26 protein-coding genes and 1 riboswitch are annotated in these 24,750 nt (G+C 74.1%); of the genes, 16 read left to right on the top strand and 10 right to left on the bottom strand.

The features are described 5' to 3' along the window. The first annotated feature begins 131 nt into the window (after positions 1-131). Positions 132-758, top strand: coding sequence for a TetR family transcriptional regulator (locus ACFV46_RS19345; protein WP_376728838.1), 627 nt, complete (start codon positions 132-134; stop codon positions 756-758). Positions 759-816: 58 nt separating this feature from the next. On the opposite strand, the gene ACFV46_RS19340 is transcribed toward ACFV46_RS19345, so the two are convergent. Then, positions 817-1,485 (bottom strand): phosphotransferase, encoded by a 669-nt coding sequence (locus ACFV46_RS19340; protein ID WP_385498955.1) that lies wholly within the window; start codon positions 1,483-1,485, stop codon positions 817-819. A 65-nt stretch (positions 1,486-1,550) separates the two neighbouring features. Then, a riboswitch (cobalamin riboswitch) is annotated at positions 1,551-1,712 on the top strand. 115 nt (positions 1,713-1,827) lie between these two features. Here ACFV46_RS19340 and ACFV46_RS19335 point away from each other — a divergent pair. From ACFV46_RS19335 to ACFV46_RS19310, 6 genes are all read left to right on the top strand, one after another. Beyond that, positions 1,828-3,036 (top strand): prenyltransferase/squalene oxidase repeat-containing protein, encoded by a 1,209-nt coding sequence (locus tag ACFV46_RS19335; RefSeq protein ID WP_385498954.1) that lies wholly within the window; start codon positions 1,828-1,830, stop codon positions 3,034-3,036. Further along, positions 3,033-3,671: an SCO2322 family protein gene (locus tag ACFV46_RS19330; protein ID WP_376728836.1), complete on the top strand. Its 639-nt coding sequence runs from the start codon at positions 3,033-3,035 to the stop codon at positions 3,669-3,671. Before ACFV46_RS19335 ends, ACFV46_RS19330 begins: the two co-directional genes overlap by 4 nt. Further along, positions 3,671-4,861 carry an energy-coupling factor transporter transmembrane component T gene (locus tag ACFV46_RS19325; protein ID WP_385498953.1) on the top strand — a complete coding sequence of 397 codons (1,191 nt, stop codon included), beginning with the start codon at positions 3,671-3,673 and terminating at the stop codon, positions 4,859-4,861. Before ACFV46_RS19330 ends, ACFV46_RS19325 begins: the two co-directional genes overlap by 1 nt. Then, complete coding sequence (locus ACFV46_RS19320) at positions 4,858-6,543, top strand: ABC transporter ATP-binding protein (RefSeq protein ID WP_385498951.1); 1,686 nt, start codon at positions 4,858-4,860, stop codon at positions 6,541-6,543. The genes ACFV46_RS19325 and ACFV46_RS19320 overlap by 4 nt, the downstream gene beginning before the upstream one ends. Continuing rightward, positions 6,540-7,367, top strand: a complete 828-nt coding sequence (locus tag ACFV46_RS19315; protein WP_376728833.1) for an ECF transporter S component — start codon at positions 6,540-6,542, stop codon at positions 7,365-7,367. Before ACFV46_RS19320 ends, ACFV46_RS19315 begins: the two co-directional genes overlap by 4 nt. 325 nt (positions 7,368-7,692) lie before the next feature. Further along, positions 7,693-8,109, top strand: coding sequence for a lytic transglycosylase domain-containing protein (locus ACFV46_RS19310; RefSeq protein ID WP_385498950.1), 417 nt, complete (start codon positions 7,693-7,695; stop codon positions 8,107-8,109). A 107-nt stretch (positions 8,110-8,216) separates the two neighbouring features. Here the strand turns inward: ACFV46_RS19310 and ACFV46_RS19305 are convergent, their stop codons facing one another. Then, positions 8,217-10,271 (bottom strand): phosphatase PAP2 family protein, encoded by a 2,055-nt coding sequence (locus ACFV46_RS19305; protein WP_385498949.1) that lies wholly within the window; start codon positions 10,269-10,271, stop codon positions 8,217-8,219. 270 nt (positions 10,272-10,541) lie between these two features. Between ACFV46_RS19305 and ACFV46_RS19300 the strand changes: the two genes are divergently transcribed. Further along, complete coding sequence (locus ACFV46_RS19300) at positions 10,542-11,213, top strand: O-methyltransferase (protein WP_361932184.1); 672 nt, start codon at positions 10,542-10,544, stop codon at positions 11,211-11,213. A gap of 15 nt (positions 11,214-11,228) precedes the next feature. Here ACFV46_RS19300 and ACFV46_RS19295 read toward each other — a convergent pair whose 3' ends face one another. Next, positions 11,229-11,621: a hypothetical protein gene (locus tag ACFV46_RS19295; protein WP_361932187.1), complete on the bottom strand. Its 393-nt coding sequence runs from the start codon at positions 11,619-11,621 to the stop codon at positions 11,229-11,231. 98 nt (positions 11,622-11,719) lie between these two features. On the opposite strand from ACFV46_RS19295, the gene ACFV46_RS19290 reads away from it, so the two are divergent. Then, positions 11,720-12,160: a DUF1992 domain-containing protein gene (locus ACFV46_RS19290; protein ID WP_361932189.1), complete on the top strand. Its 441-nt coding sequence runs from the start codon at positions 11,720-11,722 to the stop codon at positions 12,158-12,160. Here the strand turns inward: ACFV46_RS19290 and ACFV46_RS19285 are convergent. Together ACFV46_RS19285 and ACFV46_RS19280 are read right to left on the bottom strand one after the other, a co-directional pair. Then, on the bottom strand, positions 12,149-12,856 hold the full coding sequence (locus tag ACFV46_RS19285) for a hypothetical protein (RefSeq protein ID WP_385498948.1): 708 nt from the start codon (positions 12,854-12,856) through the stop codon (positions 12,149-12,151). The genes ACFV46_RS19290 and ACFV46_RS19285 overlap by 12 nt on opposite strands. A 5-nt stretch (positions 12,857-12,861) precedes the next feature. Then, positions 12,862-13,431 carry a hypothetical protein gene (locus tag ACFV46_RS19280; RefSeq protein WP_361932194.1) on the bottom strand — a complete coding sequence of 190 codons (570 nt, stop codon included), beginning with the start codon at positions 13,429-13,431 and terminating at the stop codon, positions 12,862-12,864. Positions 13,432-13,586: 155 nt separating this feature from the next. Here ACFV46_RS19280 and ACFV46_RS19275 point away from each other — a divergent pair, with 155 nt between their 5' ends. Next, positions 13,587-14,078, top strand: a complete 492-nt coding sequence (locus ACFV46_RS19275) for a GNAT family N-acetyltransferase (RefSeq protein WP_361932197.1) — start codon at positions 13,587-13,589, stop codon at positions 14,076-14,078. Between the two features lie 13 nt (positions 14,079-14,091). Here ACFV46_RS19275 and ACFV46_RS19270 read toward each other — a convergent pair whose 3' ends face one another. Further along, the gene (locus ACFV46_RS19270; RefSeq protein ID WP_385498947.1) at positions 14,092-16,161 is read right to left on the bottom strand and encodes a DHA2 family efflux MFS transporter permease subunit; all 2,070 of its coding nucleotides are present in this window, start codon (positions 16,159-16,161) and stop codon (positions 14,092-14,094) included. A gap of 283 nt (positions 16,162-16,444) precedes the next feature. On the opposite strand from ACFV46_RS19270, the gene ACFV46_RS19265 reads away from it, so the two are divergent. Then, a complete protein-coding gene (locus tag ACFV46_RS19265; protein WP_376728826.1) occupies positions 16,445-17,347 on the top strand; it encodes a peptidoglycan-binding protein in 903 nt (300 codons plus the stop codon). A gap of 161 nt (positions 17,348-17,508) precedes the next feature. Here the strand turns inward: ACFV46_RS19265 and ACFV46_RS19260 are convergent, their stop codons facing one another. Then, on the bottom strand, positions 17,509-18,177 hold the full coding sequence (locus ACFV46_RS19260; RefSeq protein WP_361932205.1) for an HAD family hydrolase: 669 nt from the start codon (positions 18,175-18,177) through the stop codon (positions 17,509-17,511). 209 nt (positions 18,178-18,386) lie between these two features. Continuing rightward, on the bottom strand, positions 18,387-18,965 hold the full coding sequence (locus ACFV46_RS19255) for a TMEM165/GDT1 family protein (RefSeq protein ID WP_361932208.1): 579 nt from the start codon (positions 18,963-18,965) through the stop codon (positions 18,387-18,389). 372 nt (positions 18,966-19,337) lie between these two features. Between ACFV46_RS19255 and ACFV46_RS19250 the strand changes: the two genes are divergently transcribed. The 4 genes from ACFV46_RS19250 to ACFV46_RS19235 all read left to right on the top strand — a co-directional run bounded on the left by ACFV46_RS19250 (position 19,338) and on the right by ACFV46_RS19235 (position 23,239). Beyond that, positions 19,338-19,982 (top strand): HNH endonuclease family protein, encoded by a 645-nt coding sequence (locus ACFV46_RS19250; RefSeq protein WP_385498946.1) that lies wholly within the window; start codon positions 19,338-19,340, stop codon positions 19,980-19,982. A gap of 69 nt (positions 19,983-20,051) precedes the next feature. Continuing rightward, complete coding sequence (locus ACFV46_RS19245; RefSeq protein WP_385498945.1) at positions 20,052-21,701, top strand: alkaline phosphatase D family protein; 1,650 nt, start codon at positions 20,052-20,054, stop codon at positions 21,699-21,701. Positions 21,702-21,868: 167 nt separating this feature from the next. Further along, on the top strand, positions 21,869-22,489 hold the full coding sequence (locus ACFV46_RS19240) for a VTT domain-containing protein (RefSeq protein WP_361932216.1): 621 nt from the start codon (positions 21,869-21,871) through the stop codon (positions 22,487-22,489). Between the two features lie 117 nt (positions 22,490-22,606). Further along, on the top strand, positions 22,607-23,239 hold the full coding sequence (locus ACFV46_RS19235) for a hypothetical protein (protein ID WP_376728822.1): 633 nt from the start codon (positions 22,607-22,609) through the stop codon (positions 23,237-23,239). Positions 23,240-23,251: 12 nt separating this feature from the next. Here ACFV46_RS19235 and ACFV46_RS19230 read toward each other — a convergent pair whose 3' ends face one another. Next, positions 23,252-23,482 (bottom strand): DUF2277 domain-containing protein, encoded by a 231-nt coding sequence (locus ACFV46_RS19230; RefSeq protein ID WP_361932221.1) that lies wholly within the window; start codon positions 23,480-23,482, stop codon positions 23,252-23,254. Between the two features lie 40 nt (positions 23,483-23,522). Then, positions 23,523-24,248 carry a class I SAM-dependent methyltransferase gene (locus tag ACFV46_RS19225; protein WP_385498944.1) on the bottom strand — a complete coding sequence of 242 codons (726 nt, stop codon included), beginning with the start codon at positions 24,246-24,248 and terminating at the stop codon, positions 23,523-23,525. 134 nt (positions 24,249-24,382) lie between these two features. On the opposite strand from ACFV46_RS19225, the gene ACFV46_RS19220 reads away from it, so the two are divergent. Continuing rightward, a complete protein-coding gene (locus ACFV46_RS19220) occupies positions 24,383-24,724 on the top strand; it encodes a hypothetical protein (protein ID WP_376728820.1) in 342 nt (113 codons plus the stop codon). Positions 24,725-24,750 lie beyond the last annotated feature (26 nt).

The following is a 24,750-nucleotide window of genomic DNA, read 5'->3' as shown; positions in this document are numbered from 1 at the left end:
GTTCAGGAGGCTCTGAATCTACCGGCAGGTAGCGCCGCTGTGAGCGATGGATCAGGTGATTCACGCCACGGCCGACCCCTGGCATGCTCTGTCCGGTCACCCACCCTCACCGACTGTCACGGACGGGATCCATGCCTGCGGAAGTCAGTAGCGCGAGCCCTCCCTCACCGCCTCTCACCGAGCGGCAGGAGGCCCGCCGCCGGCGCATCCTGCACGCCAGCGCGCAGCTCGCGAGCCGGGGCGGCTTCGACGCCGTGCAGATGCGCGAGGTCGCGGAGTCCTCCCAGGTGGCGCTCGGCACGCTGTACCGCTACTTCCCGTCCAAGGTGCATCTGCTGGTCGCCACGATGCAGGCCCAGCTGGAGCACATGCACGGCACGCTGCGCAAGAGGCCGCCGCAGGGCGCGACGGCGGCCGAACGGGTCGCGGAGACCCTGATGCGGGCGTTCCGCGCCCTCCAGCGCGAGCCGCATCTGGCGGACGCGATGGTGCGGGCGCTGACGTTCGCGGACCGCAGCGTCTCCCCCGAGGTCGACCAGGTCTCCCGCCAGACCACGATGATCATCCTGGACGCGATGGGCCTGGAGGACCCGACGCCGCAGCAGATGTCCGCCGTCCGCGTCATCGAGCACACCTGGCACTCGGCCCTGATCACCTGGCTGTCGGGGCGCGCCTCGATCGCCCAGGTGAGGATCGACATCGAGACGGTGTGCCGGCTGATCGACCTGACGGCCCCGGAGGAGACCCGGCGCCGCTGAGCCGGGAACTCCTCCTCCTCGGGCGGGAGGACGGGCTCCCCGGTGCCCGGCAGGGTGATCATGATGGCCGGCCCCCGCCGGGCAGGAACGTGCGGATCAGTTTCCCGGCGGCGCCGAGGAGTCCGGTCTCCCGCTCGGTCATCGTCGGGTTGGCCGCACGGGCGCGCAGGGCCTCACCGAGGCCGGCCTCCGTGAGGTCCGAGGGGTCGGCCAGCAGGGCGGCCAGCAGCGCGTGGGCGGCCTCCGCGAGGTCCTCGTCGCCGACCGCGACCTGGGCGAGGATCACCGCGGAGGAGCCCCAGTCGAGGCCGGGGTCGCCGTCGCGGGCGTTGCTCCAGTCGATGACGAACGGCCCGTCCGGGGTGAGGATCACGTTGTCGGGATGCAGGTCCAGGTGGAGGACGCGGGTCCCCGGGCGGCGTCCGGGCAGGCCGTGCAGCCGGCGCAGCAGCCGGGCGAGCTCCGCGCCCGCCTCGTCCGGGCCGAGGGTGCCCTCGATGAGCGCGCCCAGCATGGTCGGCCCGGTCAGGCGCTCCATCACCAGCTCGGTCCGCGAGGAGCCGTCGAGGCGGACGCGCGGCGCCGGGTAGCCGTGGCCGCGCACATGCGCCATCATCTCGCCCTCGGCGAGCGCGTCGCCGTACCCCTCCCGGTCCCGGCGCAGCACCCAGTCCCGGTCTATCTCGTACACGTCGGCGGTCCGCCCCGAACCGATCAGTCGCCCCATCGTCCTGCCCCCTCGTGTCGGCAGGACGGTACCCGGTGCGAGGTGCCCCGGAGGGCCCGGGTTACGGGCGGGTACAGTGTCCCGGTCGTCATCACTCACCCGTTCAGGGGAAAGCCGGTGCAATTCCGGCGCTGACCCGCAACCGTGAACCGGTCCCCGCGTCCCCGCCTGCGTGGCGGGCGGTCCGTGGCCGGTGAGCCGGACCGCCCTGGACGGACGTGACCGGCTCACGTGTCCCGGCAGCCTGCCGGAGCACGGCACCGTCGAGGTATACGGAGCCGAGCCGCCCGGGGGTCCTCCCGCGCTGTCCGGCTCCCCACAGGGAGAGGGCACCCGCCGATCATGAACGTCCGCCGCAGCGCCGCGGCCCTGGCCGCCACCGTCGTGCTCGGCGCGACCGCGCCCGCCATGGCCGCCGACTCACCGTCCCCGTCGCCGTCGGAGGCCCTCCCCAAGGGGCTGTACGGCACCACCGACCCGACGTACGACGGGGTCTGGCGCCAGTCCCTCGCGCTGCTCGCCCAGCACACCGCGAAGGTGCGGCCCGCCGCGTCGGCCGTGGACTGGCTGACCGGGCAGCAGTGCGCGAACGGGGCGTTCGCCGCGTACCGCGCCGACACCGCCAAGGCGTGCGACGCCAAGGTGATGGTCGACAGCAACAGCACCGCCGCCGCCGTGCAGGCCCTGACGGCACTGGGCGGCCACGACGCCGTCACCGGCAAGGCCGTGACCTGGCTGAAGTCCGTGCAGAACAAGGACGGCGGCTGGGGCTACACCCCGGGCGGGGCGAGCGACACCAACTCGACGTCGGTCGTCGTCGGCGCGCTGGCCGCCGCCGGCGAGAAGCCGGCCGAGGTCACCAGGGACGGCAAGTCGCCCTACGACGCCCTGCTCTCCCTCGCGCTGCCCTGCGAGGGCGACGACGCGGGCGCCTTCGCCTACCAGCCGGACAAGAAGGGCAAGCTGGCCGCCAACGCCGACGCCACCGCGGCCGGGGTGATCGGCGCGCTCGGCAAGGGCCTGGTCACCGGTCCCGGTGAGAAGGCCGACGCCACCTGCGCGAAGGCCGGCTCCCCCGAGCAGGCCGCCGCCAATGGCGCCGCCTACCTGACGCGGGTGCTCGCGAAGGACGGGCACCTGGTCTCCGCGCTGCCCGGCGCCGACGACCAGCCGGACTACGGCAACACGGCCGACGCGGTCGTCGCGCTCGCCGCGCAGGGCGGGGCCGGCGCCGCCGCCGAGCCCCTGAAGTGGCTGGAGGGCAACGCCGCCGAGTGGGCCGCGCAGAACGGCCCCGCCGCCTACGCCCAGCTGATCTTCGCCGCGCACGCCACCGGCACCGACCCGCGCGACTTCGGCGGCACCGACCTGGTCGCGAAGCTGAACGCGACCGGTCCGGCGCCGCAGAAGGCGGCCGAGCAGAGCGCGGACGCCCAGGAGGAGAAGGACGACGACAGCCCGTTCGGCGTCTGGTGGTACGTCGGCGTCTTCCTCGTCGTCGGCGTCGGTATCGGCTTCCTCCTGAGCCACCGCAAGGGCGGGCGGGCGTGATCCGGCGCGCCCTCGCGGTCCTGTCGGCCGCGCTGGTCCTGACGGCCGGTGCGGCCCAGGCCGCCCAGGCCACCGGGTACCGGTACTGGTCGTTCTGGGACCGCGACGGCGGCTCCTGGTCGTACGCCACCCTCGGCCCCTCGCTGTCCCGCCCCGACGACGGTGACGTCCAGGGGTTCCGCTTCGCCGTGAGCGAGGACTCGAAGGACGCCACGCGGCCCCGGGGCGCGGCCGAGTTCTCCGTGATCTGCGCCCGTACGCCCGCGCAGGACGGCAAGAAGCGGATCGCGCTGGTCCTGGACTTCGGTACGGCCGCCGACGCCCCCTCGGGCGAGAGGCCGCCGGCCCGGCGCACGGTCTGCGCGCGCGTCGACCCGGACGCCACGACCGCGGACGCCCTGGCGGCCGTCGCCGGTCCGCTGCGGTACGACTCCAACGCCCTGCTGTGCGCGATCGACGGCTATCCGCGCAAGGGCTGCGGTGAGCAGGTCGCAAAGGGCGAGAAGCCGGCGGCGGCCACCGAGCCGGAGGACGACCCGGAGGACGGTGCCTCCGTCGGTCTCGTGGCCGGTGTCGCGGCCGTCGTGGTCCTCGCGGGCGCGGCGATCTGGCAGGCCCGACGGCGGCGCGGCTGATGGCAGGGGGGCGCGGCGGCACGCGGAGCGGGGGCGGCCCGGAGGGGGCGGTCGCCCCTCACCCGGCCGTGCCGGGCACCGTGCGGGCCGTTCGCGACCCCCTCCACCCCGGCGCCTGGTGGGTCTGGGCGCTGGCGCTGGGCACCGCGGCGACCCGCACCACCAACCCGCTGCTGCTCGCCCTGCTCATCGCGACGTCCGCCTACGTCGTGGCGACCTGCCGTCCCGACGCCCCCTGGGCCCGTTCCTACGGCGCCTTCGTCAAGCTCGCCCTGGCCGTCCTCGTGATCCGGCTGTTCTTCGCGGTGGCCCTCGGCTCCCCCATTCCCGGCACCCATGTGCTCGTCACCCTGCCCGAGGTGGCCCTGCCCGACTGGGCGCAGGGCATCCGGCTGGGCGGCCGGGTCACCGCCGAGACCCTGGTCAGGGCCCTGTACGAGGGTCTGAAGCTGGCGACCCTGCTGATCTGCGTGGGTGCGGCGAACTCCCTCGCCAATCCGGCGCGTCTGCTGAAGTCCCTGCCGGGCGCCCTGTACGAGATGGGTGTCGCGGTGGTGGTGGCGCTGACGTACGCCCCTCATCTGATCGCCGACGTGCAGCGGCTGCGGGCCGCCCGCCGGCTGCGCGGGCGGCCCGACCGGGGGCTGCGCGGCCTGGTCCAGGTCGGGCTGCCGGTGCTGGAGGGCGCGCTGGAGCGCTCGGTCGCGCTGGCCGCCGCGATGGACGCGCGCGGCTACGGCCGTACCGCCGACGTCCCCCTCCGGGTGCGGCGTTCGACCGCCGCGCTCACCCTCGGCGGACTGCTGGGCGTGTGCGCGGGCACGTACGGGCTGCTGACCGCGGCGGGCGGCACCTACGGGCTGCCGGTGCTGCTCGCCGGTCTCGCGGCGGCGCTGGCGGGGCTGCGCCTGGGCGGGCGCCGCTCCCCGCGCACCCGGTACCGGCCGGACCGCTGGGGTGCGCGCGCCTGGCTGGTCGCCGGGTCGGGCGCGGCGGTCGCCGCCCTGCTGACCCTGGCCGCGAGCCGTGAGCCGGCGGCCCTGAATCCGGGTGTGGTGCCGCTGGTCGCGCCCGCCCTTCCGCTGTGGCCGGCGGCGGCCGTCCTGATCGGGCTGCTCCCGGCGTTCGTCAGCCCCGCACCGAGGAAGCCGGCGCCGCGCGGTGCCGCCGCCCGCAAGGAGCCGTCGTGATCCGCTTCGAGAACGTCTCCGTGACCTACGACGGGGCTGCCGCGCCCACCGTGGACGGCGTGGACTTCGAGGTGCCCGAGGGGGAGCTGGTGCTGCTCGTCGGGCCGTCGGGGGTGGGCAAGTCGACCGTGCTGAACGCGGTCAGCGGGCTCGTGCCGCACTTCACCGGCGGCACCCTGCGCGGCCGGGTCACGGTGGCCGGCCGGGACACCCGCACCCACAAGCCGCGCGAACTCGCCGACGTGGTGGGCACGGTGGGCCAGGACCCGCTGTCGCACTTCGTGACCGACACCGTCGAGGAGGAGCTGGCCTACGGCATGGAGTCGCTGGGGCTGGCCCCGGACGTGATGCGGCGCCGGGTCGAGGAGACGCTGGACCTGCTGGGTCTGGCCGATCTGCGCGGCCGGTCCATCGCCACCCTGTCCGGCGGGCAGCGTCAGCGCGTCGCGATCGGCTCGGTCCTCACCCCGCACCCGAGGGTGCTGGTGCTGGACGAGCCGACGTCGGCGCTGGACCCGGCCGCCGCCGAGGAGGTCCTGGCCGTCCTGCAGCGGCTGGTCCACGACCTGGGCACGACGGTCCTGATGGCCGAGCACCGCCTCGAACGCGTCGTGCAGTACGCGGATCGTGTCGTCCTGCTCCCCGCGCCGGGCGAACCGCCGGTCCTGGGCGATCCGGCGGAGGTCATGGCGATGTCCCCGGTGTACCCGCCGGTGGTGGCGCTGGGCCGGCTGGCGGGCTGGTCCCCGCTGCCGCTGACGGTCCGGGACGCCCGGCGCCGGGCGGCGGACCTGCGGCAGCGCCTCGGCGACCACGACGTCCTGCCCGCACCCGCGCGCTCCGAGGTGCCCGCCCCGCCGCCGGCCCGTACCCCGGCCCGCCGCTGGTTCGGCCGCTCCCGCGCCACGGCCGAGGCGGCCCCCGCCTCCCCGTACGCGGCCGAGGTGCGGGCACTCGCGGTGACCCGGGACCGGGTACGGGCGCTGCGGCGGGTGGACCTCACGGTCTCCCCCGGCGAGACGGTGGCCCTGATGGGCCGCAACGGCGCCGGGAAGTCCACCCTGCTCAACGCCCTCGTGGGCCTGGTGACGCCGTCGTCCGGGACCGTGCTGACCGGCGGGTCGGTGCCGCACCGCACATCGCCGCGGGACCTCGTCCGCCGCGTCGGCCTCGTCCCGCAGGAACCCCGCGACCTGCTGTACGCCGACACGGTCGCCGGCGAGTGCGCGGCCGCCGACGCCGACGCGGAGGCCGAGGCGGGCACCTGCCGCGCGCTGCTGTCCACGCTGCTGCCGGGCGTCCCCGACGACCTCCACCCCCGGGACCTGTCCGAGGGTCAGCGCCTCACGCTCGCGCTGGCCGTCGTCCTCACGGCCCGGCCGCCGCTGCTCCTGCTGGACGAGCCGACCCGGGGGCTGGACTACGCGGCGAAGGCCCATCTGGTCGCCCTGCTGCGGGACCTCGCCGGGCAGGGGCACGCCATCGTGCTGGCGACGCACGACGTGGAGCTGGCGGCGGAGCTGGCCCACCGGGTGGTGCTGCTCGCGGAGGGCGAGGTGATCGCCGACGGTCCGACCGCCGAGGTGGTGGTGTCCTCGCCGTCCTTCGCGCCGCAGGTCACCAAGATCCTCGCCCCGCGGCGGTGGCTGACCGTCGCCCAGGTCCAGGAGGCCCTGTCATGAGCGGCACCGGGAACCGGACCCGACCGGTCCGGCTGGGGCCCCGGTCCGTGGCGGCCCTCGTGCTGGTCGGCGCGGTGGGTGCCGCCGCGCTCGGCTGGCCGTTCCTCGCCGTGCCCGGCTCCCAGGTGAACGCGCACGCGCAGGACGCGCCCTGGCTGTTCACGGGGCTGCTGATGCTGCTGGTCGCGGTCGTGGCGGCGACGATCTCGGAGTCGGGGCTCGGCCCGAAGGCGGTGGCGATGCTCGGCGTGCTCGCGGCGACGGGGGCCGCGCTGCGGCCGATCGGCGCGGGGACGGCCGGGCTGGAGCCGATGTTCTTCCTGATGGTGCTCAGCGGGCGGGTGCTGGGTCCGGGCTTCGGCTTCGTCCTCGGCTCGGTGACGATGTTCGCGTCGGCCCTGCTCACGGGCGGGGTGGGGCCGTGGCTGCCGTTCCAGATGCTGTCGATGGGCTGGTTCACCATGGGCGCCGGGCTGCTGCCGGGCGCGGAGCGGCTGCGGGGCCGCGCGGAGGTCGCGCTGCTGGCGGCGTACGGCTTCCTCGCCGCCTTCGCGTACGGCACGGTGATGAACATGGCGGGCTGGCCCTATCTGCCGAAGGACACCTCGACGATCTCTCCGGCGCCGGAGCTGGGCCCCCTCGCCAATCTGGCCCGGTTCGCCGCGTACTGCGTGGCCACCTCGCTCGGGTGGGACCTCGGGCGGGCGATCGTGACCGTGGTGCTGACGGTCGTGCTGGGTCCGGCGGTACTGAAGGCGCTGCGCCGGGCGACGCGGCGGGCGGCTTTCGAGAGCCCGGTCACGTTCGACGCACCCGGACGGTGAGCGCTCGTGCGCCCTTCGTCAGGGGCGCGGTGAACCGCCCCACATGACTCAGGTCACCTACGATCCGCCCTAGTGGGCCACGGTGCTGTCATGACTGCACCAAAACGCCCTCCGACCTGCGCGTTGAGACCCCCGTCACACGGGTACCTCACTCCCGGCATACGGCCACAACTAGCAAACAGGTTCATTGCGGACATCTGCCACGCCTGTTTTCGTGGAGGACGTCGCACGGCGCCGACGTGCCCTCAGGGCCTCGGCGCCGACGCATGCCAAGCCCTTGTGGCCGGCACGCCCGCGGCCCCCGTCCCCGTACGAAAGGTTCTCCGTGTCCGCCGTCTCCGCCTTCCGCCGCCTCTCCGCTCCGAAGAAGGCCCTCGCCGGTACGGTCCTGGCAGCCGCCACGGCCGGCACCCTGCTCGCCTCGGCGCCCGCCCAGGCCGCGACGGGCGACGCCTCCTCGGCCCAGCGGGTCGCGAAGAAGATCATCGCGGACTCGGCGCAGTTCCAGTGCTTCTCCAAGATCGTCGACCATGAGAGCGACTGGAACCCCCACGCCACCAACTCCTCGTCGGGCGCCTACGGCCTCGTCCAGGCGCTGCCCGGCGACAAGATGGCCGAGGCGGGCTCGGACTGGAGGACCAACCCGGCGACCCAGATCAAGTGGGGCCTCGACTACATGAAGGACCGCTACGGCAGCCCGTGCGGCGCCTGGGGCTTCTGGCAGTCCAACGGCTGGTACTGATCCGGCCGACCCCTGTACCGAAAGCGGCGACCCCCGATCCCCGGGTCGCCGCTTTCGTCCGTCACCGCACGGGCGTGGGGCGGCCCGGGCGGGAGCCGGTGAACGGATCAGCCCGGAGTACGGTCCCGCACCGCGGCCCGCGGATCGCTGCGGCTCCGCCTCCTCCCCGGGCCGACGGTCCGGGCGCGCGGGCCCTGGAAGACGTACGTCACCCCGAAGCCCGCCGCCACGACCAGCGCGCCGCCCACCGCGTCCAGCACCCAGTGGTTGCCGGTGACGACGATCGCCGTCGCCGTGAGCAGCGGGTGCAGCAGCCCGAGCGCCTTCATCCACCGTCGGGGGGCGAGCACGGCGACGACCACACCGCACCACAGGGACCAGCCGAAGTGCAGGGACGGCATCGCGGCGTACTGGTTGGTGAGCTCGGTGAGGGTGCCGTAGTCGGGCTGGGTGAAGTCCTGCGGGCCGTTGACCGTGTCGACGACACCGAGGCCCGGCATCAGACGGGGCGGCGCGAGCGGGTAGAGCCAGAAGCCGACCAGGGCGAACAGCGTCGCGAAGCCGATCGCGGTGCGGGCCCAGCGGTAGTCGACGGGCCGCCGCCAGTACAGGAGGCCGAGGATCACCAGCGGCACCCCGAAGTGGAACGACTCGTAGTAGAAGTCGAAGAAGTCCCGCAGACCGCCGGCCGCGACGACGGCATGGTTGGCCCAGCGTTCGATGTCGATGCCCAGCGCCCGTTCGACGGAGTGGATCTGCGCCCCGTGCTCCTCGGCGGTGGCCCGGCCCGACGCGGAGGACGGGCCCGCCGCGGCGAGGCGGATCCGCGCGTAGGCGTCGTAGGTGACGCGGATCAGCACGAGCTCGAAGAGCAGGTTGGGCCGGCTCACCGCCCGGCGCAGGAAGGACACGAGCGGGATGTGCCGGAACCGGGACGGCACCGGGTCGGCGTACCGCGTCGGCACCGGGGCCCGCCAGTACGGCGAGGTGCGCGGCAGGAACGGCACGACGACGGCCGTGGCGAGCGCCGCGCACAGCACGAGATCGGCGCGCAGCGGCTGGAAGACCACCTTGTCCGGCACGAGGGTGTCCGCCGGCAGCGTCATGACCAACGCGATCGCGACCGGCCACGCGTACCGGTCGCCGGCCCGCCGGCCGACCCGGCCGACGACGGCGAGCAGCACCCACAGCAGCTGGTGCTGCCAGGCGGTGGGCGAGACGACGATCACCGCGCAGCCGGTGACGGCGACGGCGAGCAGGAGCTGCCCGTCGCGGGCGTAGCGCACGGCGCGGCGCAGCGCGAGCACGGCGACGGCGGCGCCGAGGACCAGCAGGAGGGCGATCTCGAGGGGCCCGGTCAGGCCGAACCGGAGCAGGGCGCCGTGCAGGGACTGGTTGGCGAGGCCGTCGGCGGGCCCGCCCAGGCCGAGCCCTGCGATGTGGTGGACCCAGTAGGTGGCCGAGTCACGGGGCATCGCCGCCCAGGCCAGCAGCGTGCAGGCGGTGAACGCGGTTCCGGCGGACAGGGCGGCCCGCCGCCGGCCGGTGCACCACAGCAGGGGCGTGAACAGCAGCAGGGTCGGCTGGAGGGCTGCCGCGAGGCCGATGAGCACCCCGCTGAACCGCTCCCCGCGCACGGCGAAGCAGCCGAGGAGGACGAGCAGGACCGGGATGATGCTGGTCTGGCCGAGGTGGAGGGCGTTGCGCACCGGCAGCGACACCATCAGCAGGCTGATCGCGACGGGCGCGGCGAGCACGGCGGTGCGCCGGCCGACCGGCGGGGGCAGGGCGCGGGCGGCCACCAGTCCGAGGGCGACGACGAGCAGGAGGGTGCCGAAGGTCCAGCCCCAGCCGAGCGCCTCCTCGGCGGCCCGGGTCAGCGGCTTGAGGACGAGTCCGCCGAACGGGGTGCCGGTGAACCGCTCGGAGTCGTACAGCGAGCCCTCGAGGTGCAGGACGCCGGCCGGGCCGACCCAGGTCTCCAGGTCGGTCAGCCGCTCGCCGCGCGGGGTGCCGAGGACGGCGGCCACCTGGCGGGCACCGAGGAACGCGGCGACCATCCACAGGCCGAGCCGGATCGCCCGCACACGTGCCTGGACGGTGCCGGCCGCCGTGGCCCCGGCTGCCGCGGCCGGCCGCCCTCGGTGCTCCGCCTTCGCCACGCCTCGTCGGCCTCCCGCCCCGATGCGCCCCGCGGGTCGACGGGGAATCTTCGAAACGCCGGACGGCTCGTACCGCCCTTCAGGGAGATGCAGACATGCCCCATTTCGCCTGACATCTTCACCTTTTTCCGTGACGATAGTCGGCGGTACGCCCGTTCGCCTCCGGTGAGGCGGCGCGCGGGTGGCCCCGGCCGCCGCGCCATCGGGGATCCTGGAACGTCAGCCGCGAACCGGCCGGTGCACCCGGCCGGCAGTCCGAAAGGCCATGCGATGAGCGATTCCCAGCTCTGGGGCGATGTCGACACGTACGTCACCGACCAGCTCGCACAGGAGGACGACGCCCTGGAGGCGGCCCGGCGCGAGAGCGACGCGGCGGGCCTGCCGAGCATCAGCGTCACGGCGCCCCAGGGGAAGCTGCTGCGGCTCCTCGCCGAGATCCAGGGCGCCCGCAGCATCCTGGAGATCGGCACGCTCGGCGGGTACTCCACCATCTGGCTGGCCCGCGCGCTGCCCGCCGACGGCCGGCTGGTCACGCTGGAGTACGACGCCCGGCACGCCGAGGTCGCCACCCGCAACCTGGCGCGGGCGGGCCTGGACCGGATCGTGCAGGTGCGGGTCGGCCCCGCCCTGGAGTCGCTGCCCAAGCTGGCCGACGAGAACCCCGCGCCCTTCGACCTGGTGTTCATCGACGCCGACAAGGCCAACAACCCCCACTACGTGGAGTGGGCGCTGCGGCTCACCAGCACGGGCAGCCTGATCGTCGTCGACAACGTGGTGCGGGGCGGCGCCGTCCTGGACGCGGACAGCGACGCGCCGGACATCCGGGGCACCCGGGCCGCCGTGGAACTGATCGGCCGGCACCCGCGGTTGACCGGCACGGCGGTGCAGACGGTGGGCGCCAAGGGCTACGACGGGTTCCTGCTGGCCCGGGTGCGGGCGTGACCGGGGCGGGCCCGCTCAGCCCTCGTGGTAGAAGCCGACGTTGACGCTGCGCGGGGCGGTGCGGTCGTGGACGACGATCTCACCGCTGCCGCCCCTCGGCAGCGACACCGTCTGGCCGTACCCGACGGGCTGGACGTGACCGGCGACGGTCATCGCCACCTCGGAGGACGGGTCGGCCTGCGAGCCGCGCAGCCAGGTCACGTGCCAGCTGCCGTCGGCGGCGCACTGGAACTCCAGGTGGACGCGCGAGACGAACAGCCAGTCGTCGGGGGTCGCCAGCCGGCACACGGACTTGTCCCGGCCGACCCGGAGCACGGCGCCCGGCTCGCTGGGCGCGTCGGCCATGAGCATGCCGGCCGTGGCGCCCTCGTCCGCCGCGGACACGGCGGCCATGGTGAGTTCGAGCACGTGCGCTCCTTCTGAAACGTCCTTGCCCGACGGCCGGTTCGACCATCGACGCCGCATGATAAATCGCCCGGCGCGATCGTGTCCGGCACAATGAACTCATGACCGAGCGAAAGCCCCCCGGTGTGCCGTTCGAGTCCTGGGTCGACCATCAGATCAGCGAGGCGCAGGGGCGCGGCGACTTCGACCGTCTGCCCGGCGCCGGCCGGCCGCTGCCGCGCGACCTGGAGGAGCCGTACGACGAACTGTGGTGGGTCAAGCGCAAGATGGCCCGTGAGGGCCTGTCGGTGCTGCCCCCGGCGCTGGCGCTGCGCAAGGAGGCGGAGGACGCGCTGGAGGCGGCGTACGCGGCTCCCACGGAGCGCGCCGCCCGGAAGATCGTCACGGACGTCAACGTCAAGATCCGCGACATGCTGCTGAAGCCGCCGCCCGGCCCTCCCCTGGGCCGCCGGCCGTACGACGTCGACGAGGTCGTACGGGAGTGGCGGCAGCGCCGGGAGGGACGCCGGGCGGCGGACGGGACGGACGGGTCAGACGTGTAGCAGCCGTTCGGCCAGCTCGCGGTAGTCGCGCAGCGCCAGACGCAGCTGCTCGGTGTCGGCGGTCCCGTCGGAGTCATGCCAGGACCTGCGCAGGGTGCGGCGCCGCTCGGCCAGGGCCTCGGTGAGCCGTCCCAGCAGCTCCTCGACGGCCCCGTCGGCCTCCTCGACGGCGGCCCGCGGCCGGTCGACGAAGTGGGTCACGGCGTCCCGCACCCGCAGCTCCAGCCGGTCGCGCTCGCCGTCCGGCAGGAGGGCGGTGTGCGCGGCGCCGGCACCGGTGGTGTCGTGCTTGCCGATGCCGGTGGTGCCGTGCTTGCCGGTGCCCGGGGTGCCGGTGGTGCCGTGCGTACCGGTGCCCGGGGTGCCGGGCTCGTGGGAGCCGTGCGTCTCGTGCGTGCTGTGGGTACCCGTGCCGTGCGTGCCGTGCGTCTCATCGGTGCCGTGCGTTTCACGCGTGCCGCGCGTCGTCGCGTGCGTGCCGTCGGTCCCGGGTGCCGTCCCGGCGAGGGACCCGGCGTCCGTGCCGGTGCCGTTGCCGGGGGTGCGGGGCTCGCCGGCGTCGCGCAGGCCGGCGGCCTCGTGCGCGGTGCCGTCGTGAGCGCCGGTCCGTCCGTCGTCGGGGGCGGTGGGCCACCGGTCCGGGCCGGTCCCGGTCCGGGCGTCCTCGCGTGCGTCGGTGTCGGTGACGTCCTTCATGTGCCTCAGCTCCTCCCCGCATGTGTGCGTTCGGGGGTCCGGCGGGACCCTCCGACGAGTTCCTCGAACAGGCCGCGCCCCTCCAGCAGGGCCGCGCGCATCTCCTCGGTGTCGGACCCGTTGCGGGCGACGTGGTGCAGGTGCCGGTAGCCCTGCACATGGGGAGCGTGGTGGACGGCGAGCGCCTCCAGCTGCTCCTCGTACCGGTCGCCGGCCGGGAAGCCACGGGCCGCCGCCACCTCGGCGAGCAGCCGCTCGGCCTCCGTGACCGCCTCGCGGGGCGCGTCCACGAAGTGCTCCTGGGCCGCCGTCCAGCGCGTCGCGAAGCGCTCGGCGTCGGCCGGGTCCAGGGCGCGCTTCTTCAGCCCGCCGTGCCGCTCGACGAGTTGGGCGAGCTCGTGCTCGGCCGCCTTCGTGTCCCCGTCGTGGCGGGCCACGGCCCGTTCGTATTCGGGCCCGAAGCGTCGCTTCAGGCCCCGGCTGCCCTGGGCACCACGGGTGCGCAGGGCCAGGGCGGCCACGCCGAGGACGACGACGGCCGCAATCACGATCAGAATGATCACGCCAGTTGACATGGACGTCGGGTTGCCGGTAAAGGGCATCTCAAACGGCCATCGGGCGCACGGCGTACGGCAGTTCACCGTATGCGTCTTTTGTCCGCGCCCGCGGGACCGCCGCCTCCGCACAAACGAGGTGCCCCCGCCCGGACCCCGGTGCCACGATGGCGGCCATGTCCTGGACCGTCACCCCCGAACCCCCCGACTCCCCCGCCGCCGTGGCGCTCTGGCGGGCGTACTACACGGAGGTCAGCGACCGCTGGTACCTGCTGCACGAGGGGCGGCGTACCGACCCGGCGGAGCTGGAGCGGGAGATCGCCGCACCCACCTGGGACGAACTGCGGCCCCCGCGCGGCGTGTTGCTGGTGGCCCGCTGGGCTGGCGAGCCGGCCGGCACGGCCGGTGTACGGCTGCTGGACACCGAGACGGCCGAGCTGACGCGGGTGTTCGTCCGCGACGCGCTGCGCGGCCGGGGCGGCGGGCCGGCGCTGGTGCGGGCCGCCGAGGAGGCGGCGCGGGCCCTCGGCGCCGCCCGCGTGGTCCTCGACACCCGGCACGACCTGGTGGAGGCCCGCGCCCTGTACGCCCGGCTCGGCTACGCGGAGACCGCCCCGCACAACGACGACGTGTACGCCGAGCACTGGTTCGCCAAGGCGCTGGCCTGACGTCCGCCGCGGCTCACGCCTCGGCGGGCCGCGCCCCGTTGTGCGGCTGCTCCCGGTCGGAGCCGCACAGTTCGGAGTTGAGCTCCTTGACCAGCTGGACCAGGTCGGTGGGGCGGTCCGGCCCCCACCAGTCCCCCAGCAGTTCGGCCAGCGACTCCTCCCGTACGCGGGCCAGGTCCTCGGCGACCTCGCGGCCCCGGTCGGTGAGCACGAGGTCGACCCCTTCGCGGGCGGCCAGTCCGCGTCCCTCGACCTGCCGGGCGGCCTCCAGGATGACCCGCAGCGGCACGGAGGTGCGCTCGGTGAGGACGACCGGTTCGACCCAGCCGTACCGTTTGATCCGCAGCAGCAGCCAGCCGGCGGCGGGCAGCAGGTCGTACCCGGCCCGCTCGGTGATGGTCGCGTAGATCTGCCGGCGGCCCTCGCGGGTGCCGAGCACCGACAGCGCCCGGCACACCTCGTCGTAGGAGGACCGTTCGACGGGGTTGCTGGCCAGCGTCTCGGTGACGTCGGGGGCGGTCACCGATCCGCGCAGCTTGTCCTCGCGCAGGAACCAGGCCAGCAGGAAGCCCAGCAGGGCCACCGGGACGGCGTACAGGAACACGTCGGTGATGGCCGTCGCGTACGCGTCGAGCGCGGCCGGGCGCAGGGCGGTGGGCAGTCCGGCGATGCCGCGCGGGTCGGCCTCCAGGCCCTCGAGGGAGGCGCCGGGCGGCAGTTCCACTCCGCGGAAGGCGGCCACGAGGAGGTCGTCGAGCCGGTTCGCGAAGATCGTGCCGAAGATGGCGACGCCGAACGAGGCGCCGATGGAGCGGAAGAACGTGGCGCCCGAGGTGGCGACGCCGAGGTCCTCGTAGGGGACGGCGTTCTGCACGATCAGCACGAGGACCTGCATGACCAGGCCGAGGCCGAGCCCGAAGACGAAGAAGTACACGCTCATCAGGGCGGTGGAGGTGCCGGTGTCGAGCTGGTGCAGGAGCAGCAGCCCGAGGGCGGTGACGCCGGTGCCGGCGATCGGGAAGACCTTCCAGCGGCCGGTGCGGCTGACGATCTGCCCGGACCCGGTGGACGACAGCAGCATGCCGGCGACCATCGGGAGCATGTGGACCCCGGACAGGGTGGGGCTGATGCCCTGGACGACCTGGAGGAAGGTCGGCAGGTAGGTCATCGCGCCGAACATGGCGAAGCCGACGATGAAGCTGATGACGGCGGACAGCGTGAACGTGCGCACCCGGAACAGCTTGAGCGGCAGTACGGGTTCGGCGGCCCGCCGCTCCACGGCGACGAAGACGAGCCCGAGCACGACGGAGGCCACCGCGAGCCCCACGATCTGCGCCGAGCCCCACGCCCAGGTCGTCCCGCCGAGGGACGCCACCAGTACGAGTCCGGTGGCGACGGCGGCGATCAGGAGGGTGCCGAGGTAGTCGATGACGTGCCGGGTGCCCCGGCGCGGGATGTGCAGCACGACGGCGATGACGGCGAGCGCGACGACGCCGACGGGCAGGTTGACGTAGAACACCCACCGCCAGCTCAGATGCTCGGTGAACACGCCGCCGAGGAGCGGCCCGAGGACGCTGGTGGCGCCGAACACGGCCCCGAACAGCCCCTGGTACCGGCCGCGTTCACGGGGCGGGACGATATCGCCGACGATCGCCATGGACAGCACGATGAGGCCGCCGCCGCCCAGTCCCTGCAGGGCGCGGAACGCGATGAGCTGGGTCATGTCCTGCGCCATGCCGCACAGGGCGGAGCCGACGAGGAAGATGACGATCGCGACCTGGTAGAGCCGTTTGCGTCCGTACTGGTCGCCGAGCTTGCCCCACAGCGGCGTGGCGGCCGTGGACGCCAGCAGATAGGCCGTCACGACCCAGGACAGGTGCTCCAGACCGCCGAGGTCGCTGACGATGGTCGGCAGCGCGGTCGACACGATCGTCTGGTCGAGCGCGGCGAGCAGCATGCCGAGGAGCAGCGCGCCGATGGAGACGAGGACGTTGCCGGACACGTTCTCGTGGGGCTCGGCCCGCCTCTTCGGTGGCTGCGTGTCACGCACACCCCCCGCGCTGCCGTGCGCATCCCCGGCCATGAAGACCTCCCGACGGTCTCGTTTTCTCCTCCATCGTGATCGCTGTATCCCGTTATGGCCTGTTGAGTCCTCCGGGGAGAGGGTCTTCCCCGGGGTATGCGAAGAAGCCGTGGAGGACGTCTGCATAATCTGGGGAGTTCGCGAGGGGAGGGACCGACGCGTGACGGAGCCGAGGGGAACCGAGGGGGCCGGGGGGACAGAGCGCCCGGACGGCCGTGCCTGCCCGCGGTGCGGGACGGCGAGGGCGGCCGACCGCACCCCGGAGTGCGGCTGCGCCCAGGACGTGTCGGACGCGCTGCGTGAGGCGCGTACGGCCGAGGCGGCCGCGGCGGAGGACTTCGATCCGCTGCGCATACGCCCATACGTGGAGCTGGAGGGCGAGGGCGCGCCCGACGACGGGGAGACGATGGCGTTGCGCGCGGTCCCGGCGCCGGCCGCGCCGGCCTCCGCGCTGCCCACGCCGCTGGCGCCCGGGGGGAGCCCGCCGAGCGCCCGGGACCTGAGCCTGTTCGACCCGGCCACCGCCACCCTGCGGGTCGTGGACGCCGGCGGCCGCGGGACCGCGGCGGGCGGGCGGCGCCGGCGGACGGTCCTGCTCGGCGCGGGCGGCGCGGTCGTCGCCGTGGTCGCGGCGGCGGGTCTGGCGAGCGGGCTGTTCGCGTACGACGCCCCGTCGCGGGACGAGGCGCAGCCGAAGGACGTCCGGGCGGGTGTACCGGCGCCGTCGGCGAGCACGTCGGGGACGACGCGGGCGCCGGGCGCCACCGCCGTCGCCCCGTCGGCTTCCGCGTCGGCGTCGGTGTCCGCGTCCCCGTCCGGCAGCCCGACGGAGTCGCCGTCCCCGTCGGCCTCCGAGACCGGAGCCTCCGCGACGCCGTCGCCCTCGACCGCACCGGAGCAGAGCCCCAGCACCCCCGCGAGCAGCGCGCCGACGGACGGGAACCTGGCCGCCGACCCGGAGCCGCCCGTGCTGCGCCGGGGTTCACAGGGCCCGGAGGTCGTCGAGCTGGAACTGCGCCTGAGCCAGCTGCGGCTGTACAACCGGCCGGCCCGGGGCACCTACGACCAGCCTCTGCAGGACGCGGTCTCCCGGTACCAGTGGGCGCGGGGCGTCTGGCCGCAGGAGTGGGGCGTGTACGACCTGAAGACCCGGGAGCGGCTGGAGTCGGAGACCAGCGAGCCCTGACGCCGCGCGGCGGGCCGCCGGGCTGGCGGGGCGGCCAGCCGCCGGCGTTCGAGGACGAGGCCCGCCCCAGGGCCGAGGCGGGAATCCGGGGACGGCAGCCCCCGGGGACGGGAAGTCGCGGCGCGGGCGAGAAGACCCGAGCCCGTGCCCCCCACGACCCGTCAGCCGACGACGAGCCGGACCGCCCCACCCTCGACGGCCTCCACACGCACCTGCCGCAGATCCTGGACGAGCGCGTCGGGCCGGTGGAGTCCGGCGCGCGGCCCGACGCCGACGACCCGCATCCCCGCCGCGCGCCCGGCCTGGATGCCGGCGCCGGAATCCTCGAAGACGACGCAGTCGGCCGGGTCGACGCCGAGTTCGGCGGCCCCCTTGAGGAAGCCCTCGGGATCGGGCTTGCTGGCGCCGACGGACTCGGCGGTCACCCGCACCTCCGGCAGCGCGAGACCGGCGGCGGCCATCCGCGCGGTGGACAGCGCGACGTCGGCCGAGGTGACCAGGGCGTGCGGCAGCCCGCGCAGGGAGGCCAGGAACGCGGCGGCGCCGGGCACCGGCACCACGCCGTCCATGTCGGCGGTCTCCTCGGCGAGCATGCGCGCGTTGTCCGCGTGGTTCTGCTCCATGGGGCGGCCGGGCAGCAGCAGGGCCATCGAGGCGTAGCCCTGCCGTCCGTGCACGACCTTCATCACCTCGTCGCCGTCCAGCCCGTGCCGGTCGGCCCAGCGGCGCCAGATGCGCTCCACCACGGCGTCGGAGTTGACGAGGGTGCCGTCCATGTCGAGCAGGAGGGCACGGGCGGTGAGCACGGTGGGGACGGCGGCGGCCGGCATCGGCGACTCCAAGCAGGGGGTGGGGCGCGGGGGTGCCGGGGCGGCCCCCGGGAGGGACAAGGTGGATCCGCCCGCCGGTCAGGGAAAACGGGCGGAGCCACTTTGTTTTTCTACGGTACAAAACCGGGGGCCGATCGCGCCACCGCATCCGGAAAACGTTCACCGGCCGTTCAGCCGGCGCCGCAGGCGCCACGGGTACCCGCCGGGCCTCAGGCGATCGCCTCGTAGAGGCTCCAGAGGCCCAGACCCAGCATCACCAGCGCCGCGATCCTGGTGATCAGCTTCAGCGGCACCCGGCGCATCAGCGCCTTGCCGCCGACGATCCCGAGGGCGGCCACGCTCCACAGCGCCAGCACCGCGCCGATGCCGACGGACACCGGGTCGTCGTAGCGGGCGGCGAGGTTGGCGGTCATGATCTGCGTCAGGTCCCCGAACTCGGCGACCAGGATGAGCATGAAGCCGGCGCCGGACACCTTCCAGAAGGACTGGTTCTCGGGCTTGCGGATCTCTTCCTCACCCTCGTCCTTCTTGAGCAGCAGCACGGCCGCGCCACCCAGGAACAGGACGCCGGTCACGGCGTGCACGATCTGCTGGGGCAGCAGGGTCAGCACGCTGCCGGCCGCCACGGCGAGCACGACGTGGACGGTGAAGGCGGCGGCGACACCGGCGAAGACGTACGACGCGCGGTAGCGGGTGCCGAGCACGAGTCCGGCGAGGGCGGTCTTGTCGGGCAGTTCGGCGAGGAAGACGACGCCGAAGACGACGGCCGCCACGGTCAGGCTGATCAAGGGTCCTCAATCGGTCGGGGCTGCCCCGCCGAGAGTGCGTTCTGCGCTGCGACACCTCGGCACGGCAGCGCACGGGTCGCCCGCACCGGAGGCGCGGACGTGCACTGCTTGCCGAAGGTCTCGCTGGCCGACCCCGTGACCGAGGTCCGCCTCCGGGCGCCGGCTCAGACGAGCTGAGCAGTATGTCGACGGTCCGGCGAAGAGCTACTCCCCTTCTGCTCCCCCCATCATACGCGAAACGTTTCGCCGTAAACCTTGTTATGTCATGTACGCGCCACTAACTTCTTACCGCGCGCACACCTCCCCGCAACACGGCGTCGCGAGCATGCCCGTGCCCGGACGCCAACACCCCCATCCCACAAGGGAGTTCACATGCCCACGTTCTACGCGCGTCGACGCGTCAGCATACTCGCGGCGCTGACCGGCGTCATCGCCTCCGCCGGACTCCTCAACAGCCCGACGGCCTCCGCCGCCCTCCCCACCCCGGTCAGCGCCGCCACCGCGCGCGGCTACCTCTCCCAGCTCACCGTCGCCGCCGAGAACCGCACCGGCTACGACCGCGACCTCTTCCCGCACTGGATCACCCAGTCCGGCACCTGCAACACCCGCGAGACCGTCCTCAAGCGCGACGGCTCGAACGTCGTCACCGACTCCTCCTGCGCCGCCACCAGCGGCAGCTGGTACTCGCCCTACGACGGCGCCACCTGGACCGCCGCCTCCGACCTCGACATCGACCACGTCGTCCCGCTCGCCGAGGCCTGGGACTCCGGCGCCGGCTCCTGGACCACCTCCCGGCGCCAGGCGTTCGCCAACGACCTGACCCGGCCCCAGCTCATCGCCGTCACCGACAACGTCAACCAGGCCAAGGGCGACCAGGACCCCGCCACCTGGATGCCCTCCCGCACCGCCTACCGCTGCACCTACGTCCGCGCCTGGGTGCAGGTGAAGTACTACTACGACCTCTCCGTCGACTCGGCCGAGAAGTCCGCGCTGCAGAATCACCTCGCGAGCTGCTGAGCGCGGATCTTCCCGGCGGCCTCCGTCGCTGCGTACCGTGACGGGGCGACGGAGGAAGGGGCTCACACCATGGCCGGACTGCGGCTCGGACCACTGCTGAGGTACATCGACGGCTCGTCCGCCACCATCTGGGTCGAGACCCACCGACCGGGCGCCGTCGAGGTGCGCTGCGCGGACGGGTCCGGCGGGACGGCCGGTACCTTCCGCGTCGCGGATCACCATTACGCGCTCGTCCACGTCACCGGTCTCACACCGGGGACGGCCACCCCGTACGAGGTCTTCCTGGACGGCACCCGGGTGTGGCCGGCGGCCGAGGACCCCTTCCCGTCGCTCCCGCCGTCCGTCATTCCCGTCCCGGGCCCGGACGGCCAGGTGCGCGTCGCGTTCGGCTCCTGCCGCTGGGCCTCTCCGCCCACCGGGGAGCCCGACCCGGTCGGCCCGGACGCCCTGGACGCCCTCGCGCAACGCATCGCCGCCGATCCGGACGGCGAACGCCCCGACGTCCTGCTGCTCCTCGGCGACCAGGTGTACGCCGACGAGACCTCCGACGCCACCCGCGAGTGGCTCGCGACCCGCCGCGACCTGGACGACCCCCCGGGCGGACAGGTGGCCGACTACGAGGAGTACACCCACCTCTACTACGAGTCCTGGCTCGACCCGCAGGTGCGCTGGCTGCTGTCCACCGTGCCCACCTGCATGATCTTCGACGACCACGATCTGATCGACGACTGGAACACCTCCGCCGCCTGGGTCGCCGACATGCGTGCCACCTCGTGGTGGCACAAGCGGGTGCTCAGCGGCCTGATGTCGTACTGGGTGTACCAGCACCTGGGCAACCTCTCCCCCGCCGAGCTGGAGGCCGACCCGCTGTACGCGTCCGTCCGGACGGCCGACGACGGCACCGAGGCACTGCGGGCCTTCGCCGCCCGGGCCGAAGAGGACGCGGCCACCGTGCGCTGGAGCTACCGGCGTGACTTCGGCCGGGTACGCGTCGTGATGGTGGACAGCCGCGCGGCCCGCGTCCTGGAGGAGGGCCGGCGCTCCATGCTCGACCCGGCCGAGGCCGACTGGGTACGCGAACAGACCCTCGCCGAGCGGGGCTCCTACGACCACCTGCTCATCGGCACCTCCCTGCCCTGGCTGCTGCCCCACCTGGTGCACGACATCGAGGCGTGGAGTTCCGCGCTGTGCCGGGGCGACCAGGGCACCCGCTGGGCACGGCTCGGGGAGAAGCTGCGCCGCGCGGCCGACCTGGAGCACTGGGCGGCCTTCCCCGAGTCCTTCGACGCCCTGACCGACCTCGTCGCCGAGGCCGGGTCCGGCCCGGACGCCCCGGCCACCGTGTGCGTCCTGTCCGGGGACGTCCACCACGCCTACGTCGCCGAACCCCTCTGGCACGACGGCACGGCACCCCGCGCCCGGGTCCTCCAGCTCACCTGCTCCCCCGTGCACAACGCGGTCCCCGCGGCCATCCGGTTCGGATTCCGCTTCGGCTGGAGCAGGCTCGCGCGCGGACTCGGGAGCTGGATCGCCGGACACGGCCGCTCCCGGCGCCCGAAGATCGACTGGCGCCGCACCGGCGGCCCCTGGTTCGGCAACCAGCTGATGACCCTGACACTCGGCGGGCGCGCGGCCCGGCTGCGGCTGGAACAGGCCCACGCGAGACGCGGCGCACCGGCACGGCTGCGGACGGTCATGGAGACCGACCTCACCCGCTGACACCCGTCCGCCCGACACGGCGGACAGATCAGACCGAACACACGAGCCCCCGATGAACCGGATGTCACACCAGCGGCGTACGCTGTATGGCTGACACAGGCCGCTCCTGCCGCTCCCCCGCGACACCGCGGCACGGTTGGCCACGGGGGTGAAACCGGGGAGTTGCGGTGCTCGAAAGTCTCGCGGACGTGGGATCGCTGACGGCGGCCCCATGGATCTACGCGGCCGTCGGGCTGTCGGTCCTGCTGGACGTGTTCCTGCCGGTCCTGCCCAGCGGCGTCCTCGTCATCACCGCGGCCACGGCGGCGGCCGCCGGCTCCGGCGCCGCGACCGGCCAGGTCCCGGACGACGTACCCGACATCCTCGCCCTCATCCTGTGCGCCGCCACGGCCTCCGTCCTCGGCGACCTCGTCGCCTACCGGCTCGCCTGGCGCGGCGGACCCCGCCTGGACCGTGCCCTGGCCCGCTCCCGCCGGCTCGCCGCCGCGCAGGAACGTCTCGGCGCCGCGCTGTCCCGCGGCGGCGGCGCCCTCGTCGTCCTCGCCCGCTTCGCCCCGGCCGGCCGCTCCCTGGTCTCCTTCGGCGCCGGCGCCACCCGCCGCAGCCCCCGCGACTTCCTGCCCTGGTCCGCCGTCGCCGGCCTCGCCTGGGCGATCTACAGCGTCGCCCTCGGCTACCTCGGCGCCCAGTGGCTCGGCGCGACCTGGGTGGCCACGCTCGTCTCCGTCGCGGCGCTGTTCGGCGCCGGCGCCGTGGCCACGTTCCTGGTGCGCCGCAGCCCCGCCTGAACCTCGCCGAGCCCTCCCGTGACCCTGAGTGGCCGGGAGGTCCCTCCGCGTGCACGATGGGTCACATCGAAGGGCCGCCAGGCCCGGCCGACGTGTTCGCGTCCGAAAGGGACCCCCATGAGCGCTCGCGCGCCGAAGGCGACGACACCACCCCGGCGGCCCCGCGCACGCACCGCCCTGGCCGCACTCCTCCTCGCGGTCCTGGGCGCCACGGGACTCGTCGCGTGCGGCGGGGACGACGACGGCGACGGCGCCGCCTCCGCCCGCCCCACCCCCACACCGCCCGACACGGCCTCCTTCTCCGGCTCACCGGCGCCCGGCCTGTCCTCCCTGGAAGCCTCGGCCCGCGAACGCGCCTCGGCCGCCGCGTCCTCCGCCTCCGCCCGCGCCTCCGAGTTCGAGGCCTCGGTGTCGGCGGAGATCAAACGGGCCAACGACGCCGCGCAGAAGCAGCTCAAGGACGTCGAGGGGCGCGGCAACGCCACCGCCGACGTCTCCCTCACCGGCAAGCCCCGCGCCGACACCGGCAACCTGCTGGCCGTCGTCGTGGCCATCACCAACCGCACGGACGACACCGCGTCCTACGCCGTGCAGGTCGACTTCCGCGACCCGGACGGCAAGGTCGTCGAGACCCGCTTCGTCGGCGCCGAGGACCTCGAACCCGGCGAACGCGCCGAGCCCGTGGCCATCAGCCGCAAGCCTCCCGAGCCCCGCCTGACCGCCGAGATCGCCAAGGCCCAGCGCTACTGACGCCGGGCCGGCTCAGCCCGCCTGCCGGGCGGCCTGCCCTCTGACCTCCAGGCCGTCGAGCAGCTCAGCCGTGGCCTGCGCGATCACGTCGACGGCACGGTCGAAGACCTCGCGGTTGTGCGCGGCCGGGGCCCGGAAGCCCGACACCTTGCGCACGTACTGGAGGGCGGCGGCGCGGATGTCGTCCTCCGTCGCCTCCTCGGGCATCGCGGGCGGACGAAGCGTCTTGATGCTGCGGCACATGCGCCCAGTCTCCCCCCGGCGGGCCCATCGCGTGAACCTCTCACGGGCGCCGCGCGACGAAGACGAACTCCCGCCCCGGCCGGTCGGGCGCGTCCCGCACCTCGTCCACCACGAACCCTTCCGCGACCAGATCCGCCTCCACCTCCTCACGCCCCCGGAACCGCAGCGTCGATTCCGAGGTGAGGACCGCCCCGTCCGCGCCGAACACGAAGTTCGACCGGAAGGACACCAGCGGCAGCCGCACGTCCAGCAACTCGAACCATGTCTCGACCGCCCCGGCCCCCGGGACCTCCGTCACCCGGCGGGACCGCTCACGCGTCCACTCCTCCCAGGCCCGCCGGGCCGGATCGCGCGTCTCGCACACAAGACGCCCGCCCGGACGCAGCGCCTCACGGGCCCCCCGCAACGTCCCCCGCCAGACGGCCGGTTCCACGACGGCCTGCGCCACGTTCGCCGTCATCGTCGCGAGGTCCACCCGCAGCGGCGGAAGCGCCGTCGCGTCCCCGTGGATCCAGCGCACCCGGTCCGCCCCCGGCTTGGCCCGGGCCACGTCGACGGACGCCAGGGCGGGATCGACGCCGGTGACCTCGATCCCCCGGTCGGCCAGCAGGAGCGCGAACACCCCCGTGCCACACCCGATGTCCAGCACACTCCGCGCCCCGAACTCCTCCGCGAGCGCGGCATAGACGTCGAGATCACTGCGGTCGGGGTCGAGGGGGTCGTACAGCGCGGCGAGTCGCGGATGCCCGAAGCAGTCGTCCACCATGCGCCCGAACGTAGGCGGCCGGGCCACGGCCGACCACCGGATTTCCGCGTCCCCACTCGTCCCTCACACACCCGTTCGCATGAACCTCCCGAAGCGACTCGCACCCCGAAATCGAACAGGCGTAGCATTGAGCCGTGGCTACGCCCTATGACTTTCCGAGTGACCTTCGCGCCGGTCAGGAGGAGCTGCATCAGGTCCGGGCCGAGCTGTCGGCCCTGCTGAGAAGGCTGCCCTGGTCCGTCGTGCCCCTGGACGGCTTCAGCGACGACAACGGCTGGCGCAAGATCGAGCGCCCGGCCTCCCCCGGCTGGACGGAGGACGAACAGGCCGAGGTGGAGAAGCTGCGCCGCCGCGAACACGAACTCGCGGTGTTCGTCAGCGGCCACCGCTTCTGGTCGCAGCTCGACGGGGCGGCCCGGGTCGACGCCCGGATGAAGCTCAAGCACGCGCACGAGAACCCGGAGGAGACCCCCTGACACGCGAAAGGACCCCGGTCACCCGA

Source organism: Streptomyces sp. NPDC059852 (assembly GCF_042731455.1).
Lineage (GTDB): Bacteria > Actinomycetota > Actinomycetes > Streptomycetales > Streptomycetaceae > Streptomyces.
Note: the sequence above shows the minus strand (reverse complement) of the source record. Positions and strands in the feature narration are given on the sequence as shown.

Excerpts from the sequence above, each read along its gene's own strand:
- ACFV46_RS19345 (WP_376728838.1), top strand. The coding sequence starts at position 132 with ATGCCTGCGGAAGTCAGTAGCGCGAGCCCTCCCTCACCGCCTCTCACC.
- ACFV46_RS19340 (WP_385498955.1), bottom strand. The coding sequence starts at position 1,485 with ATGGGGCGACTGATCGGTTCGGGGCGGACCGCCGACGTGTACGAGATA.
- ACFV46_RS19335 (WP_385498954.1), top strand. The coding sequence starts at position 1,828 with ATGAACGTCCGCCGCAGCGCCGCGGCCCTGGCCGCCACCGTCGTGCTC.
- ACFV46_RS19325 (WP_385498953.1), top strand. The coding sequence starts at position 3,671 with ATGGCAGGGGGGCGCGGCGGCACGCGGAGCGGGGGCGGCCCGGAGGGG.
- ACFV46_RS19315 (WP_376728833.1), top strand. The coding sequence starts at position 6,540 with ATGAGCGGCACCGGGAACCGGACCCGACCGGTCCGGCTGGGGCCCCGG.
- ACFV46_RS19300 (WP_361932184.1), top strand. The coding sequence starts at position 10,542 with ATGAGCGATTCCCAGCTCTGGGGCGATGTCGACACGTACGTCACCGAC.
- ACFV46_RS19290 (WP_361932189.1), top strand. The coding sequence starts at position 11,720 with ATGACCGAGCGAAAGCCCCCCGGTGTGCCGTTCGAGTCCTGGGTCGAC.
- ACFV46_RS19285 (WP_385498948.1), bottom strand. The coding sequence starts at position 12,856 with ATGAAGGACGTCACCGACACCGACGCACGCGAGGACGCCCGGACCGGG.
- ACFV46_RS19280 (WP_361932194.1), bottom strand. The coding sequence starts at position 13,431 with ATGTCAACTGGCGTGATCATTCTGATCGTGATTGCGGCCGTCGTCGTC.
- ACFV46_RS19275 (WP_361932197.1), top strand. The coding sequence starts at position 13,587 with ATGTCCTGGACCGTCACCCCCGAACCCCCCGACTCCCCCGCCGCCGTG.
- ACFV46_RS19270 (WP_385498947.1), bottom strand. The coding sequence starts at position 16,161 with ATGGCCGGGGATGCGCACGGCAGCGCGGGGGGTGTGCGTGACACGCAG.
- ACFV46_RS19260 (WP_361932205.1), bottom strand. The coding sequence starts at position 18,177 with ATGCCGGCCGCCGCCGTCCCCACCGTGCTCACCGCCCGTGCCCTCCTG.
- ACFV46_RS19250 (WP_385498946.1), top strand. The coding sequence starts at position 19,338 with ATGCCCACGTTCTACGCGCGTCGACGCGTCAGCATACTCGCGGCGCTG.
- ACFV46_RS19245 (WP_385498945.1), top strand. The coding sequence starts at position 20,052 with ATGGCCGGACTGCGGCTCGGACCACTGCTGAGGTACATCGACGGCTCG.
- ACFV46_RS19235 (WP_376728822.1), top strand. The coding sequence starts at position 22,607 with ATGAGCGCTCGCGCGCCGAAGGCGACGACACCACCCCGGCGGCCCCGC.
- ACFV46_RS19230 (WP_361932221.1), bottom strand. The coding sequence starts at position 23,482 with ATGTGCCGCAGCATCAAGACGCTTCGTCCGCCCGCGATGCCCGAGGAG.
- ACFV46_RS19225 (WP_385498944.1), bottom strand. The coding sequence starts at position 24,248 with ATGGTGGACGACTGCTTCGGGCATCCGCGACTCGCCGCGCTGTACGAC.